Raw genomic sequence first — 20,118 nt, forward strand, 5'->3', positions numbered from 1 at the left:
AAGTAAAGAAGCACTTAAACGGACGAATGACCGTATCAACCAAATTGCTAAAAAATATGTTTAGGTCGCCATTCTTGGCGGCTTTTTCTTTTATCCTTACTTATGGCTTTTTGCAAGAAGACCATTGGGCTACTTCACCGCAAGCAGGCAGTGTAGCCAGTCTTCAATGGGTGGAGCAGAATTTGCAAGAATTGCTCGAGGTTGTCCCGAAAGATCACCTTCTATTAGGAATTCCTTTATACTCCCGGTTATGGGAGGAAAACAATGGGGAAGTAAGTTCTACTGCATTAACCATGGAAGAGGCCGAACGCTGGGTGGAAGATAAAGGGTTAACACCTGAGTTAGATGAGTCAACGGGGCAGGAATATGTGCAGAAGACAATCGATGGTACGACCTATAAAATGTGGCTGGAAAATGAAATATCTTTAAAGAAACGGATAAATCTCATGGAAAAATACCAATTAGCGGGAATTGCCTCATGGAGTATTTCCTTTGCTGATCGTGAGGCATGGGAATTTATAAATGAGCAACTACATGAAGAGTAAGGCTGATTCATATGGCGAAAACCCTCGAAATGTTTTAGTTTATGGAAATGTGGGAAGATATAGTTGATGTTTTATAAAGAAAAGAGGGGGAAGGTCATGATTACGTTTAAGGATGTGACGAAAACATATCCTGATGGCACCACTGCCATTAAATCTATCCAACTAGAAGTGCAAGAAGGAGAATTATTAGTTCTGATTGGCCCAAGCGGATGTGGTAAAACAACGACAATGAAAATGGTCAATCGTTTAATAGAACCTACAGAAGGGTCCATTCACATACATAATCAGGATATTAGGGAGTATAGTATTCACGAGCTCCGCTGGAATATTGGTTATGTACTGCAAGAGATTGCTCTGTTTCCGCACATGACGATTGAGGAGAATATTTCCGTCGTGCCTGAAATGAAGAAATGGAAGAAGAAAGCTTTATCAGATCGAATTGATGAGCTGCTTAACATGGTAGGCTTAGATCCTGCTATTTATCGAAAACGTAAACCGAGTGAACTTTCCGGTGGACAACAGCAGCGTGTCGGCGTGTTACGTGCTCTAGCAGCGGATCCTGACATCATTTTGATGGACGAGCCGTTTAGTGCGCTCGATCCGATCAGCAGGGAACAGCTGCAGAAAGACATAAGACAATTGCAGCAGGAGATTAAAAAGACGATTATTTTTGTCACCCACGATATCGACGAAGCAATGGCGATCGGGGATCGTGTTTGTTTAATGAAGGAGGGAGAGATCGTTCAGCTTGACCAGCCTCAGAACTTAATTTTACACCCTGCTAACTCCTTTGTTGAGAACTTTATAGGTGAGAAGAAGTCCCCCTGGCAAACGGCTATTGATGTCATCATGGATCAAACAGAGCCGCAGGTTTACACCGCAGACGACATAGCTGCAGGGAATATTCCACAAGAAGGGACCTTTGCGATAAAGTCTGACAATGGCCAGTTTATATTTGGGCTCCATAATGGCGAAAAGGTAGAACTGCCACCGCTAAGTCATGATATGTCGCTGCGGGAAGCAACCCAAGTTTTTGAAGACGTAGACTACCCGCTTCTCCCTGTAGTCCAAAACGGAAAATTAATTGGAACACTCTCTTATAAAGATATAGTGCGTCACCTAAAGCAGCAAACAAAAACAGATAACGGGGTGATCCGCACATGAATACATTTATCGAAGTGTTCCAGCAAAGACAAGATGTTTTCTTTGGTAAAATTTGGGAGCATTTGCAGATTTCCATTATTGCCCTCGTTATTGCTACTTTAATTTCGGTCCCGCTTGGCCTGTTGTTAACGAGAAATCAGCGTGTTGCTGAGCCAATTATAGGGGTAACAGCTATTATGCAGACGATCCCGAGCCTGGCTGTGCTCGCTTTCCTTATTCCATTTTTTGGAATAGGAAAAACCCCCGCTATCATTGCACTGACGGCATATGGGTTGTTACCGATCATCAGAAATACGTACACAGGTATTAAAGAGGTCAGTCCGGCCTTAAAAGAAGCCGCTACCGGAATGGGCATGAGTTCGTTTAAACGGCTGTCAAAAGTTGAACTTCCGCTAGCTATGCCGGTTATTATGGCCGGAATTCGGACATCAATGGTATTAATTGTCGGGACAACGACCATCGCAGCACTCATCGGTGCTGGAGGATTAGGAGATCTGATTCTGCTCGGTCTTGACCGCGGCGGGGATATCAACTTAATCTTATTAGGAGCGATTCCAGCAGCGTTACTTGCCATCATTTTGGATTTTATTCTGCGTTTATTTGAACGAACATCAGCGAAATCAGGCTTTAGGTCGCTTGTAAGCCTACTTGTTATTGCAGCGTTAATTGCTGTTGGGCCTTTAGCCTTTGGCGGTAAAGTACAGAACGACCTTGTCATCGGGGGAAAGATTGGTTCTGAGCCTGCCATTTTAGCTAATATGTATAAATTATTAATTGAAGAAGAGACAGATTTAAATGTCGGGTTACAGACGAATTTAGGGAAGACGGATTTGGTTTTTAGTGCCTTGCAAGAGGGAAGCATTGATATTTATCCTGAATTTACCGGAACAGCGCTCGTAACCTTATTAGGCAAACAAGCGAAAAGTAATGAACCCGAAGAAGTCTATCAGCAGGCTAAACAGGGTATGGCTGAAGAATTTAACATGGCATATTTGAAACCAATGCAATTTAATAACACCTATGCAGTCGCTACAACTCAGGAATTGGCTGAACGTTATAACCTTGAAACCATAGGTGATCTGAAACCAATTGAAGATCAGATTACTGCTGGCTTTACTCTCGAATTTAAGGATAGGGAGGATGGTTATCAAGGCATGAAGGAAGTTTATAACCTTAATTTTGGAGAAGTGATTACCATGGACCCAGGGTTAAGACAGGGCGCCATTTCCAGCGGGGAAGTAGACATTATCGATGCTTATGCTACAGCAGGGTATATGATTGAGCTAAACTTAAAGGTCTTAGATGATCCTAAGAATTTATTTCCGCCATATCAAGGTGCTCCTTTAATGAGGCAGGAAACACTCGATCAATATCCACAGCTTGCTGATGTTTTGAATCAGTTAGCTGGCAAGATTACCGGTGATCAGATGCGCCAAATGAACTATGAAGTAAGCTTTGAAGATCGTAACCCGGAAAAAGTGGCACGTGAATACCTTATCAGTGAAGGACTTTTGGAAGAATAAGGAGGGTCAATCATGGTTACAAATCCAGATCAAGAACAGATTCGAAACCTATTGCAGGAGTCCAAAACGATCGCAGTTGTCGGGTTATCAGATAAACCCCATCGCACGTCTTACCAGGTTAGTGAGGCCATGCAGCGTGCTGGGTATAAAATTATACCAGTGAATCCTACCATAGAGAATTCTCTAGGGGAAAAAGCCTACCAGCAATTAAGTGACGTAGAAGAACCAATTGATATCGTCAATGTGTTCAGAAGATCTGAATTCCTTCCAGGGATTGCAAAGGATGCAGCCCAAATGGATATTAAAGCTTTATGGGCTCAACAAGGGGTTATTCATCAGGAAGCTTATGAAATCCTTGAAGATCATCATGGGATGGTCATAATGGATATGTGTATTAAAGTAGCTCATTCAATTTTAGCCGGCAAATGAAAATTTTTAGGAAAATCCCTGCTGTAGCAGGGATTTTTTGTGCAACTTTTGATAAATTTATTTGCGTCTTAGAATAAAACCGCTACAATATAACAAGTGATGTATTTATAAAGATGTGCAAAAAGTTCTTGTGACGGTACAAAACGTAACGTTCTAAGAAGACCTTTTCATACGGCAGCTTGTTGAACTTGATGCATATAACGTTTACACATGAGAACATTTGTTCTATTATAGATTTAGATTGTGTCGTATTTAGAAAGGAGCCGATGGGAAATTGTCGAAGCAAAATCAAACTTATTCAGATGATTCCATACAAGTATTAGAAGGGTTGGAGGCTGTCCGGAAGCGGCCGGGGATGTACATTGGGTCAACGGATCAGCGAGGTCTTCACCATTTAGTTTTTGAAATTGTAGACAATGCTGTGGATGAAGCTTTAGCTGGGTTCGGTCAGCAAATGGCAGTCGTTCTTCATAAAGACGGAAGTGTGTCTGTTAAAGATGAAGCTCGTGGTATGCCTACTGGGATGCACAAGACGGGTAAACCTACACCTGAGGTTATTCTGACTGTACTGCACGCGGGTGGCAAGTTTGGTCAAGCTGGATATAAATCAAGCGGAGGCTTACACGGTGTAGGTGCATCAGTTGTTAATGCTTTATCGGAATGGCTGGAAGTGCATATTTGCCGTGATGGAGAGAAGTATTACCAGCGTTTTGAACGTGGCGGGGTTCCGGTTACGACCCTTGAACATAAGGGGAAAACACGAAAAACAGGCACGACCATTCGGTTTAAGCCGGATGAAACGGTTTTTTCGGTGAAGAAATTTAATTTTGAAACCCTCTCTGAACGACTGCGGGAAGCGGCTTTTTTGTTAAAAGGCTTTCGGATTAACTTAGAGGATGAACGTGAAGGAATAAAAGAGTCCTACCAATATGATGATGGGATCGAATCGTTTGTAGCTTACTTGAACGAGGAAAAAGACACACTTCATCCGATTGTTTCTTTTGAAGGAAAACACTCAGAGATTGAAGTGGACTTTGCTTTTCAATTCAACGATGGATTTGCCGAAAGTATTCTTTCCTTTGTCAATAATGTCCGCACAAAAGATGGCGGTACACACGAATCAGGCTCGAAATCTGCGATCACTCGTGTATTTAATGACTACGCAAGAAGGGCCCAGCTGTTGAAAGAGAAGGATAAAAATTTAGAAGGAAACGATATACGCGAAGGATTCACAGCTATCATATCGGTTAGAATTCCTGAAGCCCTCCTCCAGTTTGAAGGCCAGACGAAGAGTAAGCTGGGGACATCAGAAGCCCGGTCTTCCGTAGATGCAGTTGTTGCAGAGCAGCTTTCATACTTTCTAGAGGAAAATCCAGATGTTGCTTCGATGCTGATTAAAAAGGCGATCAGGGCTAAAGAGGCCAGAGAAGCAGCCAGAAAAGCAAGGGAAGATGCGAGATCAGGGAAAAAACGGAAGCGAAAAGACGCTTTGTTAAGTGGCAAGCTGACTCCTGCCCAATCCAAAAACGCAGCGAAAAATGAATTATATCTCGTTGAGGGTGATTCGGCCGGAGGGTCAGCGAAGCAAGGCCGGGACCGTAAATTCCAAGCGGTACTCCCGTTACGAGGTAAGGTTATCAATACGGAAAAAGCTAAGATCGCGGATATTTTTAAAAATGAAGAAATCTCAACGATTATTAATACCATCGGCGCTGGTGTCGGCGGTGATTTTACGTTAGAGGATTGTAATTATGATAAAATTGTCATTATGACAGATGCAGATACGGACGGTGCCCATATCCAGGTGTTGTTATTAACTTTCTTTTACCGGTATATGCGTCCTTTAGTAGAAGCGGGTAAGATATTTATTGCTCTGCCGCCTCTATTCAAGGTATCAAAAGGGAAAGGGAAGAAAGAAAAAACCGAATATGCTTGGGATGAGAGCGGCATGCAGAAACTGATCAAAGAATTTAAAAATGGTTATACGATTCAACGATATAAAGGTTTAGGTGAGATGAACGCTGGTCAGCTGTGGGAAACGACAATGAATCCGGAAACGAGAACATTGATTCGAGTCACGATCGATGACCTCGCCCGGGTGGAGCGTCGGGTCACAACGCTGATGGGGGATAAGGTAGAACCTCGCCGTAAATGGATTGAATCCCACGTTGCTTTTGGTCTAGAAGACGAAGCAAACATTCTAGAAAACGATAAAATCCAGACATAAAAGGGGGATTTTCTGTTGGCTGAGGCAGAAAAATTTTTAGATTTACCATTAGAAGAAGTATTAGGCGATCGTTTTGGCCGCTACAGTAAGTATATTATTCAAGAACGCGCACTCCCTGATGCCCGCGATGGATTAAAGCCGGTTCAACGCCGAATTTTATACGCGATGCATCAAGAAAAGAATACACATGATAAGGCTTATCGGAAGTCTGCAAAAACCGTTGGTACAGTAATCGGAAACTATCACCCGCACGGAGACTCCTCTGTTTATGAGGCGATGGTTCGCCTTAGTCAGGAATGGAAAGTGCGTAAATCGTTAATTGAAATGCATGGTAATAACGGAAGCGTGGATGGAGATCCACCCGCTGCCATGCGTTACACGGAGGCAAGGTTATCAAGTATATCTTCAGAACTGCTTAGAGATATTGAAAAAGACACGGTGGAACACATACCAAACTTCGATGATACCATTCAAGAGCCGACTGTATTACCGGCTAAGTTTCCTAATTTGCTTGTCAACGGTTCTACAGGTATCTCGGCCGGTTACGCCACTGAAATCCCGCCGCATAACCTTGGGGAAGTTATTGATGCTGTGATTATGAAGATTGATAGACCTGATGCTGGTTTGGATGCGTTAATGACAAAGCTAAAGGGACCTGATTTTCCAACTGGCGGCACCATTCAAGGGATGGAAGGCTTAAAGAAAGCTTACGAGACTGGTAAGGGTAAAATTGTCCTGCGTGGACGTGCAGCTATCCAGGCTGTGCGCGGCGGCCGTGAGCAAATTGTTATTGATGAAATCCCTTTTGAAGTAAACAAAGCTACGCTAGTGAAGAGGATGGATGAGCTTCGCATTGACCGGAAAGTAGAAGGTATTTCTGAAGTGCGTGATGAAACAGATCGTACTGGTATGAGGATTGTTATTGAACTTAAGAAAGATGCTAACAGTGAAGGGGTCCTCAATTACCTGTATAAACATACAGATCTGCAAATTACCTACAATTTTAATATGGTAGCCATCCATGATCGCACCCCTAAATTGATGAGCTTACCGCTAATGTTAGATGCTTACATTCAGCATCAGCGCGAAGTCGTGACACGTCAATCTTTGTATGATTTGAATAAGGCAAAACGGCGTGCCCATATTGTAGAAGGCCTCATTAAAGCGATTTCGATTCTTGATGACGTAATTGCCACGATTCGAAGTTCGAACGACAAACAAGATGCGAAAAAGCGATTAATTGCAGCCTATGATTTTACAGAAGAACAAGCTGAAGCCATCGTAACTTTGCAACTTTACCGATTAACTAATACAGACATAACAGAGCTGCAAAAAGAGGCGGAGGAGCTTAGAAACCAAATCAGTTATTTAGAAAAATTGTTAGCGAGTGAACATGAACTTTTTAAAGTGATCAAAGCAGATCTTCGAGCTATGAAGAAACAGTATAATGATAACCGCTTGACACAAATTGAAGAAAAGATACAAGAATTGAAGGTTGATCTTGAGGTAACTGTAGCAAGTGAAGATGTACTTGTTTCTGTTACAAAAGATGGCTATATTAAGCGGACAAGCTTACGATCTTATGCTGCCTCCAACGGCAAAGACTTTGCTATTAAAGATGGAGATCATATACTCAGATTGTCTGAAGTTAACACGACAGATAATTTGCTGCTGTTTACGAATCTCGGGAAGTATTTATTTATCCCCGTGCACAAGCTTCCAGACATTCGCTGGAAGGATCTCGGACAGCATATCGCGAATCTCGTTTCGATAGAGAAAGAAGAATATATTGTAGAAGCATTGCCAATCAGGGAATTTAAAGAAGACGAATACTTGGTTTTCTTTACGAAAAACGGAATGGTCAAGAAAAGTGAGCTCAGTTTATATCAAGCCCAGCGGCATTCCAAGCCATTGGTTGCCGTTAACTTAAAAGGAGCAGATGAAGTTGTAGATGTTCATGTCACTTCAGGGGATGCTCATTTGTTCATTGCTTCAAACAAGGCTTATGGACTCTGGTATCATGAGGAAGAAGTAAACGCTGTCGGCCAGCGGGCAGCAGGTGTGAAAGCTATCCAGCTAAAAGAAGGCGAACACGTAGTTTCTGGACAAGCGTTTGAAGCCGCGCAAGACCCGTCTGTCGTCATCACCACCCATCGAGCTGCAGTCAAACGAATGCGGTTGAAGGAATTTGAGCAAACCACAAGAGCAAAACGTGGCGTCATCATGTTGAGGGAGCTGAAAAAAAACCCGCATCGACTCATTGATTTACATGTCGTTTCAGCTCAGGATAAACTCGTCATAAAAACAGAAAATGAAAAATTGATTACAGTAAATCCTATGGACTTTAAGGCCAATGATCGTTACAGCAATGGATCGTATGTGTTAGACACGGAGCACAACGGTCAAGTAATAGAGGCCTGGATCCAGCCAGAATATGAAAGTCCTTTTGCTGCTGAAGACGAAAAGTAGCTGCCAGCCCTTCTCTAGCGGAGAAGGGCTCAGGCTGTCGAGAAAGTCTCGACAGCCTGATTTTTTCTGATTTCTTTTATTTTTCACCGCTCTCATTTGTTATCCTATTGATAAGAATCTATTTAGGCGGTGATCTTTTGTTTCAGTCAAGAAAAGAACGACAAAATGAAATGGAAATCGTAACGATTGAAGAGCTTGTCCCGGAAAATCACTTACTCCGTAAGATTGACCAATACATAGATTTCTCCTTTATCCCCGAAAAAGTACGTCCCTTCTATTCTGAAGATAATGGTCGTCCATCTCTGGATCCCCTTGTATTATTCAAAATGATGTTCATCGGTTATTTTTATGGCATACGTTCCGAACGTGAGTTAGAACGACAAATTCAGACCAATGTGGCTTACCGATGGTTCTTGGGGTTGAACTTAACGGACGCTGTCCCTCATCATTCGACGATCAGCTGGAATCGCAGAACACGTTTTAAGGAGACCAATATCTTTCAAGAGGTCTTTGATGAAATCGTGCTTCAGGCCATGAACCACCGCATGGTGGCAGGGCGTGTGCTTTTCACAGATTCGACTCATTTGAAAGCGAACGCCAATAAGAAAAAGTTCTCCAAACAAGAAGTTCACGTAGAAACAGCTGACTATATCGAAGAGTTGAATGAAGCTGTCCTTCAGGATCGGGTGGATCACGGAAAAAAGCCCCTCAAAGAAAAAGAGGAGGTGAAGAAAACCAAAGAAGTTAAAATCAGTGATACCGATCCGGAAAGTGGATCTACCGTATGAGAAAAGAGAAAGTCGAGCGTAGCTTCGCAGATTCAAAAGAACTGCATGGGCTGCGTTATTGCCGCTTGCGTGGAAAAGAGAAAGTGAAGGAACAGGCGCTGATGACGGCTGCCTGTCAGAACATGAAAAAGATTGTCCTCCATCTAGCCAGGGTGAGCTAGGCGAAGGAGAGTCTTTTTCTATCTTAAAGAAATTCCAAGGAGCGAGGCCCCTTCCACTCCTGCGGAAGAACGAGTGAGCCGAGATCGCCGAGCGTGGGTTTCGCGAGGAAGCTCGGGCGCTCGTCCGCGGAAAGGGAAGGGGCTTTCGCTCCTGGCGGCAAGAAAAAAAGCTTGTAGAAAAACACGGGGTTTCTCTACAAGCTGAGCCCTTCTCTAGCGGAGAAGGGCTTTTTATATTCCCGGATTTTAGAAGTTTTTATAATATTGTTTTTTCTGAAAAATATGATAAACTGAATGTATATTCACAAATGAGGGGATGGTGTATGGCTAAATTACGGGATACAATCATAGAAACGTCTCTCATTTTATTTGAGCAAAATGGCTTTCATGGTGTAACAGTCAATCAAATTGTAAAGGCGTCCCATACGTCAAAGGGAGGATTTTATCACCATTTCAAGTCTAAGGACGAACTTCTTTTTGTCATCCATGACACTTTTATTACATACGTTCTGAAAGAAGCAAAAGCAGCCAACCAAACACATGCTTCACCTGTTGACAAGATCCAATCGATCGTTCGGGCTTTCGTAAAAGTATTTGACCTATATAAACCGCATATTTCCGTTTTTTATCAGGAAAATCTTTATTTGAAGCCGAAATATGAGGATCAAATCAAGCAGAAACGCGATCAATTTAAGCAAATGGTGCTGCGGGTGGTAGAAGAAGGACAGCAGCTCGGTTATTTTCGCAAAGAATTACCAGCGATAATTACCAGCATGGCAATTTTAGGAATGGTGAACTGGATTTACAAGTGGTATAAGGAAGATGGTGATTACAGCATTGAGCAGATTGCCGATGTTTATGTGGATATAATTCTTCACGCATTGTTGCCTGCTGCAGAGGAGGAAGAATATCGACAAACCATGTTACAGGTTCCTTTTTTTTACTCTGCAAAGTAAACGCTTACAGGATTATTTTTTTGGCTAATACAGACCAACTGGTCGGTCTTTCACATTAAGGAGGAGCATTATGAATTTCGAATTAACGAAAGAACAAGAAATGACGAGGAAAATGGTCAGAGATTTCGCCGATGGGGTGATTCGTCCGCGAGCAATCGATATTGATGTGAATGCAGAGTTTCCCAAGGACATTTTTGATGAAATGGGCAAACTCGGGCTGCTTGGGATTCCTTTCCCGGAGGAATATGGCGGATCCGGAGGGGATACTGTGTCATATGCCCTGGCTGTCGAGGAGATCGGCAAGGTCTGTGGTTCGACAGGACTTAGTTATGCAGCAGCTGTATCGCTAGGCGCGAGTCCGCTGTATTATTTCGGGACTGAAGAACAAAAGCAGCAATACTTAACGCCTCTGGCTAAAGGGGAAACACTTGGTTCCTTCGGCTTAACCGAACCCAACGCTGGATCTGATGCTGGGGGGACAAAAACACGTGCAGTTCTAGAAGGTGATCAGTATGTCATCAACGGAGAGAAATGCTGGATTACGAACGCTGAGTATGCGGACACCATTACAGTGACAGCTGTTTCCGGAAAAAGGGAAGACGGAAGAAATATCATTTCCGCCTTTATTATTCCGAGGGATACACCGGGCATGAAGATTTCCAGCCCCTATGAAAAGATGGGCGTTCGCGGGTCTAACACATGTGAAATTATTCTTGAAGATGTCAAAGTACCGAAAGAAAATATTCTGGGGGACCCTCAAGGTGGTTTCAAACAATTTCTGCATACTCTTGACGGTGGGAGAATTTCCATCGCTGCCCTAGCAGTGGGAATTGCGCAAGCTTCATTAGATAAAGCGCTTGCTTATGCAAAAGAGAGAAAACAGTTTGGAAAGCCAATTTCAGATTTTCAGGCCATTCAGTTTAAATTATCTGATATGGCAATGGAAGTGGAACTTGCTCGAAATATGGTGTTAAAGTCAGCCTGGCTTAAGGACCAAAAGAAACCGTTTACAAAAGAGTCGGCCTATGCCAAGCTATTTGCATCCGAAACGGCCTTCCGGTCTGCCAACCAGGCGATCCAAATTCACGGAGGCTACGGGTATATGCGTGAGTATGAGGTGGAGAGATACTTAAGAGATGCCAAACTGCTTGAAATCGGGGAAGGTACATCTGAAATCCAACGGTTGGTTATTGCTCGTCAGTTAGGCTGTTAATATTTTTGAGGAGGTTATTCCATGTCGTCCCTTTTACAAATGACTGTAGGTGAATTGGTAGAGAAACAGGCGGAAATGTATCCGGACCATGAAGCAATGGTGTATCCGGAGTTAAATCTAAGGAAAACGTATCGGGAATTTAATGATATGGCAGATAACGTTGCTAAAGGTTTGATGGCTCTAGGAGTAGAGAAAGGGGAACACCTGGCTATTTGGTCAGATAATAAGCCCGAATGGCTCGTCACGCAATTTGCTACTGGAAAAATGGGTGCTGTACTCGTAACTGTGAATACAAATTATCGAGCCCAGGAACTTGAGTATCTGCTGAAACAGTCTGATGCCACTACCCTTATTCTGGCAGAAGAGTTTAAAGGAACATCCTATGTCGATATTTTAAAAGAAATCTGCCCCGAATTGGACTCCTCCATTAAAGGGGATCTGCAGAGCGACCGGCTGCCATACCTGAAAAATATTATCGTGCTGGGTGATAAAGAATATCCGGGTTGCTTTTCCTGGCAAGATATCATTGATATGGGCCGTTCCATCTCAACTGAACAATTGGACCAGCGTAAGGCCACTCTATCCTATAAAGATGTTATTAATATGCAATATACCTCTGGAACGACGGGATTCCCTAAAGGGGTTATGCTCAGCCATTACAACATCGTTAATAATGGAAACCAAGTCGCTGATTCTATGAAACTAACAGAGAATGACCGGCTCTGTATTCCGGTTCCTTTCTTCCATTGTTTCGGCTGTGTTCTGGGCACAATGGCAGCTGTATCAAAGGGTGCGACGATGGTAATTTTAGAGCAGTTCAATGCTGAAAAAGTGTTAAAAGCTGTTAAGGAAGAGCATTGTACAGGGCTTCATGGAGTCCCTACGATGTTCATTGCTGAATTAAATGATCCTAGTTTTGAAAAGTACCAACCCGACACGTTGAGAACCGGGATTATGGCAGGGTCCACCTGTCCGATGGAAGTTATGAAAAATGTAATGAATAAAATGGGGGCAGAAGAAATCACCATTGCATACGGGCAGACAGAATCGTCCCCTGTCATTACTCAAACACGGACGGACGATTCGGTTGAACGCAAAGTAGGAACAGTTGGGCGTGTTCATCCTAATGTGGAGGTGAAAGTAGTCGATCCCGCTACTGGGGAAGAGATGGAGCGAGGGATTCCTGGAGAATTGTGTACGCGAGGGTACTTAGTTATGGAAGGATATTACAAAAATGAGGAAGCAACTGCTGCAGCAATTGATCAGGATGGCTGGCTTCATACGGGTGATATTGCCGTGATGGATGCAGAAGGTTATGTGGAGATTACCGGGAGAATGAAAGATATGATCATTCGTGGCGGTGAGAATATCTATCCACGTGAAATTGAAGAGTTTTTATACCAGTATCCAGACGTGCTTGATGTGCAGGTTATTGGCGTTCCTGATCAAAAGTATGGTGAGGAAATCATGGCGTTTATCATTACGAAAGATGGGGCTGAAACGAGCGAACAGGACATCCGGACATTCTGCGATGGACAAATTTCAAAACATAAAATTCCAAAATATATCCGATTTACAGATGAATACCCGATGACAGCCAGTGGCAAAATTCAAAAGTTCAAGCTGAGAGAAGATGCTGTGGATTTTATTAATTCTTATTCATAGGAGGGATTGCTTTGTTTTCTAAAATATTAATTGCAAACCGCGGTGAAATTGCTTCAAGAGTAATTCGCACTTGTGCCAGATTAAATATTAAAACGGTAGCCGTCTACTCAGAAGCTGATCAGCATGCACCCTATGTGGAAGAAGCAGATGAGAGCTATTTAATTGGCAAACCGCGTGTGAATGAATCGTATTTGAACGCCGATAAAATTATACAGGTTGCTCAAAAATCAGGAGCAGAAGCCATTCATCCTGGTTATGGGCTGTTAAGTGAAAATGCTGATTTTGCTAGAAAAGTTCGCGAAGCCGGAATCACGTTCATCGGGCCTTCCGCTGATGTGATGGCAAAAATGGGCGATAAAATTGCTGCTCGAAATGAAATGAAGCAAGCAGGTGTTCCGATTGTACCTGGTACTGAGGAAGCTGTAGCTGATGTAGAGGCAGCCAAGACCACCGCTAAAGATTTTGGCTACCCGCTTATGCTTAAAGCTGCAGCTGGCGGGGGCGGAATCGGGATGCAGGCTGTTCAAAATGAACAGGAGCTCGAAAAAGCCTTTGAAGGCAACCAAAAGCGTGCTGAAACATTTTTCGGAAATGGCAAAATGTTTATGGAAAAGCAGATTATCGATCCAAGGCATATCGAAATTCAAGTGTTAGCTGACGAGTTCGGAAATGCTGTGCACTTATTTGAGCGGGAATGTTCCATTCAACGCCGCCATCAAAAAGTTGTCGAAGAGGCTCCTTCCCCATTTTTATCAGAAAAAACAAGACAGCAGATGGGGGAAAGCGCGCTTAAAGCTGTTCACTCTCTCGGTTACGCCAATGCAGGTACGATTGAGTTTCTAGTGGATGAAGAGGAGAATTACTATTTTCTAGAAATGAACACACGCCTTCAGGTAGAGCATCCCGTAACGGAAGAAATCACGGGACTTGACCTTGTAGAACAGCAGCTGCGGATTGCTGCTGGAGAGAAGCTGGCAATAACACAGGACGACCTCTCCATTCAAGGTCATGCGATTGAAGTGCGCATTTATGCAGAGGATTCGAATACCTTTTTCCCGTCCCCTGGGCAAATAACGAATTTAGTATTGCCGCAAGGAGAAGGAATTCGTCATGAATTAGCTGTCCATGGCGACTCACAGGTTACGCCTTTTTATGACCCGATGATTGCAAAGCTTGTCGTTAGCGGGGCTTCTCGTGAGGAAGCGATCGATCGGCTGACCAAAGCGCTTCATCAATATGAAGTGCAGGGGATTAAAAATAATGTCATGATGTTAAAACGTATCATCACACATGAGAAATTCAAACAGGGTGATACGAAGACATCATTTATTGAAAACTACTATTTACCAACACTTACAAATCACTAAGGAGGAAGAACAATGAACGAAGTAAAAGCATCTATGGCAGGCAGCGTATGGAAGATTGTAGCTCAAGCAGGAGATCAAGTGAAGAACGGGGAGGATATCGCGATTTTAGAATCGATGAAGATGGAAATCCCGATTCCTTCTGAGGCTGATGGAACTGTAAAAGAATTGAAAGTATCTGAAGGCGATTTTGTTAATGAAGGCGACGTTATTGCCATTATTGAATAAATAGGAGCGGGTAAGATGTTGAAGCGGCCGGAAAAAGTCACCGTTAAAGAAGTTGGCCCTCGTGACGGGCTGCAAAACGAAAAGAAGAGTATCGCTACGGAAGACAAAATTGAATGGATTAATCAATTATCGGAAGCGGGCTATGACTATATTGAAATCAGTTCCTTTGTCCATCCGAAGTGGATTCCTCAGCTGAAAGATGCAAGAGAAGTTGCCAAAGGAATTATCCGTAAAACAGGGGTTACTTATGCAGCGCTGGTACCGAATATGAAAGGTCTTGAAGCAGCTCTTGAAACCAATATAGATGAAGTATCTGTGTTCATGTCCGCAAGTGAATCTCACAACAAAAACAATATTAACAAAACCATCGAAGAAACCTATCCAGTACTAGAAGAAGTGGTCAAAGAAGCAAAGGCGAGTAACAAACGAGTACGGGGATATGTGTCAACAGTGTTCGGATGTCCATATGAAGGGGATATTCTGCCAAGTCAGGTGTTGAGTGTATCCAACAGGCTGTTTGATATGGGAATTGATGAGCTGTCGCTCGGAGATACGATTGGTGTCGCGAATCCGCATCAAGTTGATGAGACCCTGCAATTTTTAAAAGGGAAACTTAATTTTTCTAAACTAGCCATGCATTTTCATAACACACAGGGAATGGCTTTAGCCAATGTCTTAGTTTCCTTACAGCATGACATTCAAATATTTGACGGTTCCTTAGGTGGTCTTGGCGGCTGTCCTTATGCTAAAGGAGCTTCCGGAAATTTAGCTACGGATGATTTAGTTCACATGCTTGAATCGATGGGCATTGAAACAGGTATTGCTCAAGGGAAGCTGCTGGAGGCGGCCAGCTACATTCAAGACAAACTTGGCAAGTCTCTGCCGAGTCACCAAATGCATGTGCACAAATGAATTCAGTAACGGAGGTGTATTTCATTGAGTCCATTAGTTACTCTTGAAATCACGGATGAACGAATTGGATACCTTACCTTAAATAGACCTGAGGCCGCGAATAGTCTGTCTACTGCTTTATTAGACGAACTTACGAGCGTACTTGCAGAGGTAAACCGATCTGACGTCAATGTACTCATTGTCACAGGAAGCGGTGAAAAGGCCTTCTGTGCAGGAGCTGACTTAAAGGAAAGGGCCGGGATGTCACAAGATGAAGTCGTTCGAACGGTGGAGAAAATCGGGGATGCGATCCGTAAGCTGGAACAGGTTGAGATCCCAACCATTGCTATGATCAATGGCGCAGCATATGGAGGAGGACTTGAACTTGCCCTTGCCTGTGACATTCGAGTGTTGACTTCTAATGCCAAGGTTGGGCTAACCGAAACGTCGTTAGCGATCATTCCAGGCGCGGGCGGCACGCAGCGGTTGACACGTTTAATCGGCCTAGGGAAAGCGAAAGAAATGATCTTTACTGCAAAACCGATCCAGGCTGATAAAGCACTGACGATTGGCTTAGTTGAAGGCGTTTATACAACTAGTGAGCTAAAAGCTGAAACCCATGCACTTGCTGCGCAAATCGCTAAAAACGGGCCAATTGCGTTAAAACAGGCAAAGAAAGCGATCCAACATGGCAGTCAAACGGACTTGTCTACAGGTCTTGAGATCGAGCGGATGTGTTACAAGCGAACCATTCCGACAGAGGACAGGATCGAAGGATTGCAAGCTTTTAAAGAGAAGCGAAAACCTGAATACACAGGTAAATGAACGAAAAGGCGGTGGAGAAGATGAATGAAACATTAGAACATATGAAAGAAAAAGTATCTTCAGGCGGCTCGTCAAAATATCACGAAAAAAATAATGAAAAAGGCAAGATGTTTGTTCGGGAGCGTCTGAGTCAATTATTTGATGATGATTTAAATATTGAAGATGCCTTTTTTGCGAACTGTATGGATGGTTCTCTTCCAGCAGATGGTGTCGTGACAGGAATTGGGAAAGTTAATGGAGAACAAGTTTGTGTGATGGCTAATGATTCTACTGTTAAAGCGGGTTCCTGGGGAGCTCGTACTGTGGAAAAGATTATCCGTATTCAGGAGACGGCGATGAAACTAGAGATTCCAATGCTTTACTTAGTGGATTCAGCTGGAGCGAGGATAACTGATCAGGTTGAAATGTTCCCTAACCGCAGAGGAGCAGGACGTATTTTCCATAACCAAATTAAATTATCCGGGCGTGTCCCGCAAATTTGCTTGCTTTTTGGTCCATCAGCCGCAGGAGGAGCCTACATACCTGCTTTTTGTGACATTGTAGTGATGGTGGATGGTAATGCCTCGATGTACTTAGGTTCACCGCGAATGGCTGAGAAAGTGATTGGCGAGAAAGTGACACTTGAGGAAATGGGCGGTGCTAACATGCATTGTTCTGTTTCTGGTTGTGGAGATGTGCTGACTAAGGACGAACCGGAAGCGATTGCTTATGCAAGGAACTATTTATCCTATTTTCCTTCAAACTTCCGCCACGCAGCTAAACGGCAAGAACCTGTTAAGCCCGCTTCATTAGAAAAGACTATTTCGGAAATTATCCCAGATAATCAAAATGCTCCCTTTAATATGTATGACCTTATCGATCGCTTAATTGACGAGGGATCATTTTGTGAAATTAAAAAGAAATTTGCTCCTGAAATCATTACAGGATTAACGCGAATTGATGGCCGCACCGTAGGGATTATTGCTAATCAGCCGAGAGCGAAAGGCGGTGTATTATTCCCGGATTCTGCCGACAAATCAGCTAAGTTTATGCAGCTTTGTGACGCCTTTAATATTCCGCTGCTCTTCCTAGTAGATATTCCAGGGTTCATGATCGGAACGAAAGTAGAACGGGCAGGGATCATCCGACATGGTGCAAAAATGTTATCAGCGATGAGTGAAGCAACCGTTCCTAAGATCTCCGTGATTGTGCGGAAGGCCTATGGAGCAGGTCTTTATGCAATGGCTGGACCAGCCTTTGAACCAGATGCTTGTATAGCACTTCCTTCCGCACAGATTGCGGTAATGGGACCAGAAGCAGCTGTTAACGCAGTTTATGCTAATAAAATTGCTGAACTTGATGAAGCAGATCGTCCTGCTTTTATTAAGGAAAAACATGAAGAATATAAAGAAAACATTGATATTTATCGGTTAGCGTCAGAATTAGTTGTAGATGATATTGTTCAACCCGATCGCCTGAGGGATGACTTATCTTTACGATTTGAAGCTTATTCAAACAAGAATGTTACATTTACTGAGCGTAAACATGGTGTGTATCCTGTATAAAAAGTAAATCCACTGCCTTTTAATAGGTAGTGGATTTTTTAATAGTTTTCTTTATTTGTTTATAGGATGATTCTGTCCGATCGAGCGAATTTCGTTTACGGCATCGGGGTTCTCAAGGGCACTCAAGTCTCCGGATGGTTCATTTAAATAAGCTGATTTAATAGCTCGTCTCATAACTTTAGCATTGCGTGTTTTAGGTAAGTCCTGGACAGCAAAAACTTTTTTAGGGGCAAGAGCTTTACCAAGTTTATGGGCTAAATAATCTTTGAGTTCATCGATCAAAGCCGTTGTCTGTTCTTGTTTTAATACAACAAAGGCTACAGCTTCTTCGCCTTTAACTTCATGAGGAACCCCAATTACACCGGACTCAATCACAGCATCATGGGAGACGAGGACGGATTCAACTTCCGCAGGTCCTAAACGTTTTCCTGCTACATTTAATACGTCATCGGAACGGCCGGTGATCGTATAGTATCCCTCTTCATCAACCGTAACCCAGTCTCCATGAACCCAAGTGTCTTCAAACCTGCTCCAGTATGACTTTTCATATCGTTCATTATCTTTATAAAATCCTTTCGTCATGCCGACCCACGGTTGTTTTAAAACGAGCTCTCCAACTTCATTGACTAGCGATTGCCCATTGTCGTCATACACATCAACGTCCATGCCTGGTAACGCTGCGTTAAACGTTACGGGCTGAATCGGTTTAACGAGGACGTTTCCGAATATCCCTCCAGAAACTTCAGTTCCACCAGAGTAATTAAAAATAGGGACTCTGGAATGCCCGACATGTTTAAATAACCAGTGCCATGGTTCAGGATTCCACGGTTCTCCGGTTGAACCGATTAGCTTTAAAGAAGATAAGTTATGTTTTTCTATCCAATCAAGACCGTGCTTAATCATGGATCGAATCAGGGTTGGAGAGATACCAAGGTGTGTCACGTCGTAACGATCAACCAGCTCCCACAATCGATCTGGCTGGGGATAGTCAGGAGTTCCTTCAAACATAACGATCGAAGCGCCGTTCATTAAACCTCCATATACGAGGAATGGGCCCATCATCCACCCCATATCGGTGTACCAGAAAATTGTATCCTCTGAAGTAACGTCCATACACATCCCCGCATCAAAAGCAGATTTGATGGGGAACCCGGCATGTGTATGAAGAACCCCTTTAGGCTTGCCTGTTGTGCCAGATGTATAAATAAGCATGTATGGATCATCCGCTGAGGTTGATTTCGTCTCATATGTTTTATTATGATCTTTCACTTGATTATAGGTCAGATCGCGCTTGTCCTTCCAAGTTACATTCTGCTGCGTACGTTCGACTACAATTACATGCTCGAGTGAATCACAAGCATCTGCAGCCACGTCAGCTTCGTCTTTCATATTAATGGATTTACCTCTACGGTAAAAACCATCGGCCGTAATTAATACTTTTGATTCGGCTGCCTGGATTCGTGTCGCAATTGCTTCAGATTTATAGCCGGAAAAGGTCGGGCAAAAGATCGCACCGATTTTCGAAACGGCCAGCATAGAAATCAGCGTCTCTGGAAGCATTGGTAAATAGATGGTCACGACATCGCCTTTTCCTAATCCTAGTTTCTCTAACCCATTAGAAAAGGAATTTACTTCTTCATAGAGTTCAGCATAAGTAAATGAACGTTTCTCTCCATCATCACCTTCCCAATAAAGGGCGATGTCATGTTTCTTATCATCGTTGTGAGCCCACTTATCAAGAGCATTGTCAACCACATTCATCTTTCCGTTTACAAACCAATCAGGATATTTAATTCCAGAGGAAAGGTCGAGTGTTTTTGAGTACGGCTGATCCCATTCAATACCAAGTTCCGATACAGCTTGATCCCAGAACCAGGTGATATCCTCGGTTGATTTTTTCTGAAAGGCATCATAATCTTCATAGCCGTGTTTTTTCATCCACTTGTATAGTCGTGTGTTCTGTTTCTGTTCATTTGTAGGGAACCATGCTGCTTCGTATGTAGACATAATAATCCTCCTAGTTTGATCCTAATTATCAGAAATATCCTAATTATATTATAACTGAAAACGGTTCATAAATGAATGATACTTCATGTTATTTTGAAAAATATCGGTCTGGAAGGGGA

Annotated in this window: 16 protein-coding genes and 1 pseudogene; 16 read left to right on the forward strand and 1 reads right to left on the reverse strand. The window is 43.1% G+C overall.

The genetic code is table 11. From position 1 onward, the window contains the following. From G6R08_RS00005 to G6R08_RS00075, 16 genes and pseudogenes are all read left to right on the forward strand, one after another. The coding region (locus tag G6R08_RS00005; RefSeq protein WP_240339619.1) for a glycosyl hydrolase family 18 protein at positions 1-545 on the forward strand (545 nt) is incomplete at its 5' end. 96 nt (positions 546-641) lie between these two features. Continuing rightward, positions 642-1,709, forward strand: coding sequence for an ABC transporter ATP-binding protein (locus tag G6R08_RS00010; protein WP_163526122.1), 1,068 nt, complete (start codon positions 642-644; stop codon positions 1,707-1,709). Then, positions 1,706-3,232 (forward strand): ABC transporter permease/substrate-binding protein, encoded by a 1,527-nt coding sequence (locus G6R08_RS00015; protein ID WP_163526123.1) that lies wholly within the window; start codon positions 1,706-1,708, stop codon positions 3,230-3,232. Before G6R08_RS00010 ends, G6R08_RS00015 begins: the two co-directional genes overlap by 4 nt. A 12-nt stretch (positions 3,233-3,244) precedes the next feature. After that, positions 3,245-3,661, forward strand: coding sequence for a CoA-binding protein (locus tag G6R08_RS00020; protein WP_163526124.1), 417 nt, complete (start codon positions 3,245-3,247; stop codon positions 3,659-3,661). 274 nt (positions 3,662-3,935) lie between these two features. After that, positions 3,936-5,888: a DNA topoisomerase IV subunit B gene (gene parE, locus G6R08_RS00025; RefSeq protein WP_163526125.1), complete on the forward strand. Its 1,953-nt coding sequence runs from the start codon at positions 3,936-3,938 to the stop codon at positions 5,886-5,888. A gap of 15 nt (positions 5,889-5,903) precedes the next feature. Continuing rightward, on the forward strand, positions 5,904-8,357 hold the full coding sequence (gene parC, locus G6R08_RS00030) for a DNA topoisomerase IV subunit A (protein WP_163526126.1): 2,454 nt from the start codon (positions 5,904-5,906) through the stop codon (positions 8,355-8,357). Between the two features lie 170 nt (positions 8,358-8,527). Continuing rightward, positions 8,528-9,133: pseudogene (locus G6R08_RS00035) on the forward strand (transposase); the annotation flags it as partial. Positions 9,134-9,141: 8 nt separating this feature from the next. Next, positions 9,142-9,306 (forward strand): transposase, encoded by a 165-nt coding sequence (locus G6R08_RS22405; RefSeq protein ID WP_420810360.1) that lies wholly within the window; start codon positions 9,142-9,144, stop codon positions 9,304-9,306. A gap of 323 nt (positions 9,307-9,629) precedes the next feature. Beyond that, positions 9,630-10,262 carry a TetR/AcrR family transcriptional regulator gene (locus G6R08_RS00040; RefSeq protein WP_163526127.1) on the forward strand — a complete coding sequence of 211 codons (633 nt, stop codon included), beginning with the start codon at positions 9,630-9,632 and terminating at the stop codon, positions 10,260-10,262. A 70-nt stretch (positions 10,263-10,332) separates the two neighbouring features. Next, a complete protein-coding gene (locus G6R08_RS00045) occupies positions 10,333-11,475 on the forward strand; it encodes an acyl-CoA dehydrogenase (protein WP_163526128.1) in 1,143 nt (380 codons plus the stop codon). Between the two features lie 21 nt (positions 11,476-11,496). After that, positions 11,497-13,140, forward strand: a complete 1,644-nt coding sequence (locus G6R08_RS00050) for an AMP-binding protein (protein WP_163526129.1) — start codon at positions 11,497-11,499, stop codon at positions 13,138-13,140. 11 nt (positions 13,141-13,151) lie between these two features. Then, positions 13,152-14,507, forward strand: coding sequence for an acetyl-CoA carboxylase biotin carboxylase subunit (locus G6R08_RS00055; protein WP_163526130.1), 1,356 nt, complete (start codon positions 13,152-13,154; stop codon positions 14,505-14,507). Between the two features lie 12 nt (positions 14,508-14,519). Further along, positions 14,520-14,732, forward strand: a complete 213-nt coding sequence (locus G6R08_RS00060) for an acetyl-CoA carboxylase biotin carboxyl carrier protein subunit (protein ID WP_079530021.1) — start codon at positions 14,520-14,522, stop codon at positions 14,730-14,732. A gap of 15 nt (positions 14,733-14,747) precedes the next feature. Beyond that, complete coding sequence (locus G6R08_RS00065) at positions 14,748-15,644, forward strand: hydroxymethylglutaryl-CoA lyase (protein WP_163526131.1); 897 nt, start codon at positions 14,748-14,750, stop codon at positions 15,642-15,644. Between the two features lie 24 nt (positions 15,645-15,668). Beyond that, a complete protein-coding gene (locus G6R08_RS00070) occupies positions 15,669-16,448 on the forward strand; it encodes an enoyl-CoA hydratase-related protein (protein ID WP_163526132.1) in 780 nt (259 codons plus the stop codon). A 20-nt stretch (positions 16,449-16,468) separates the two neighbouring features. Then, a complete protein-coding gene (locus tag G6R08_RS00075) occupies positions 16,469-17,992 on the forward strand; it encodes an acyl-CoA carboxylase subunit beta (RefSeq protein WP_163526133.1) in 1,524 nt (507 codons plus the stop codon). Between the two features lie 51 nt (positions 17,993-18,043). On the opposite strand, the gene G6R08_RS00080 is transcribed toward G6R08_RS00075, so the two are convergent. Next, a complete protein-coding gene (locus G6R08_RS00080) occupies positions 18,044-19,999 on the reverse strand; it encodes an AMP-binding protein (protein WP_163526134.1) in 1,956 nt (651 codons plus the stop codon). Positions 20,000-20,118: the final 119 nt, after the last annotated feature.

The sequence above is a fragment of the Halobacillus ihumii genome, assembly GCF_902726645.1.
GTDB classification, from domain to species: Bacteria; Bacillota; Bacilli; order Bacillales; family Halobacillaceae; genus Halobacillus_A; species Halobacillus_A ihumii.

Coding starts and splice junctions, on each gene's coding strand:
- G6R08_RS00010 (WP_163526122.1), top strand. CDS start 642: ATGATTACGTTTAAGGATGTGACGAAAACATATCCTGATGGCACCACT.
- G6R08_RS00015 (WP_163526123.1), top strand. CDS start 1,706: ATGAATACATTTATCGAAGTGTTCCAGCAAAGACAAGATGTTTTCTTT.
- G6R08_RS00020 (WP_163526124.1), top strand. CDS start 3,245: ATGGTTACAAATCCAGATCAAGAACAGATTCGAAACCTATTGCAGGAG.
- G6R08_RS22405 (WP_420810360.1), top strand. CDS start 9,142: ATGAGAAAAGAGAAAGTCGAGCGTAGCTTCGCAGATTCAAAAGAACTG.
- G6R08_RS00040 (WP_163526127.1), top strand. CDS start 9,630: ATGGCTAAATTACGGGATACAATCATAGAAACGTCTCTCATTTTATTT.
- G6R08_RS00045 (WP_163526128.1), top strand. CDS start 10,333: ATGAATTTCGAATTAACGAAAGAACAAGAAATGACGAGGAAAATGGTC.
- G6R08_RS00050 (WP_163526129.1), top strand. CDS start 11,497: ATGTCGTCCCTTTTACAAATGACTGTAGGTGAATTGGTAGAGAAACAG.
- G6R08_RS00060 (WP_079530021.1), top strand. CDS start 14,520: ATGAACGAAGTAAAAGCATCTATGGCAGGCAGCGTATGGAAGATTGTA.
- G6R08_RS00065 (WP_163526131.1), top strand. CDS start 14,748: ATGTTGAAGCGGCCGGAAAAAGTCACCGTTAAAGAAGTTGGCCCTCGT.
- G6R08_RS00075 (WP_163526133.1), top strand. CDS start 16,469: ATGAATGAAACATTAGAACATATGAAAGAAAAAGTATCTTCAGGCGGC.
- G6R08_RS00080 (WP_163526134.1), bottom strand. CDS start 19,999: ATGTCTACATACGAAGCAGCATGGTTCCCTACAAATGAACAGAAACAG.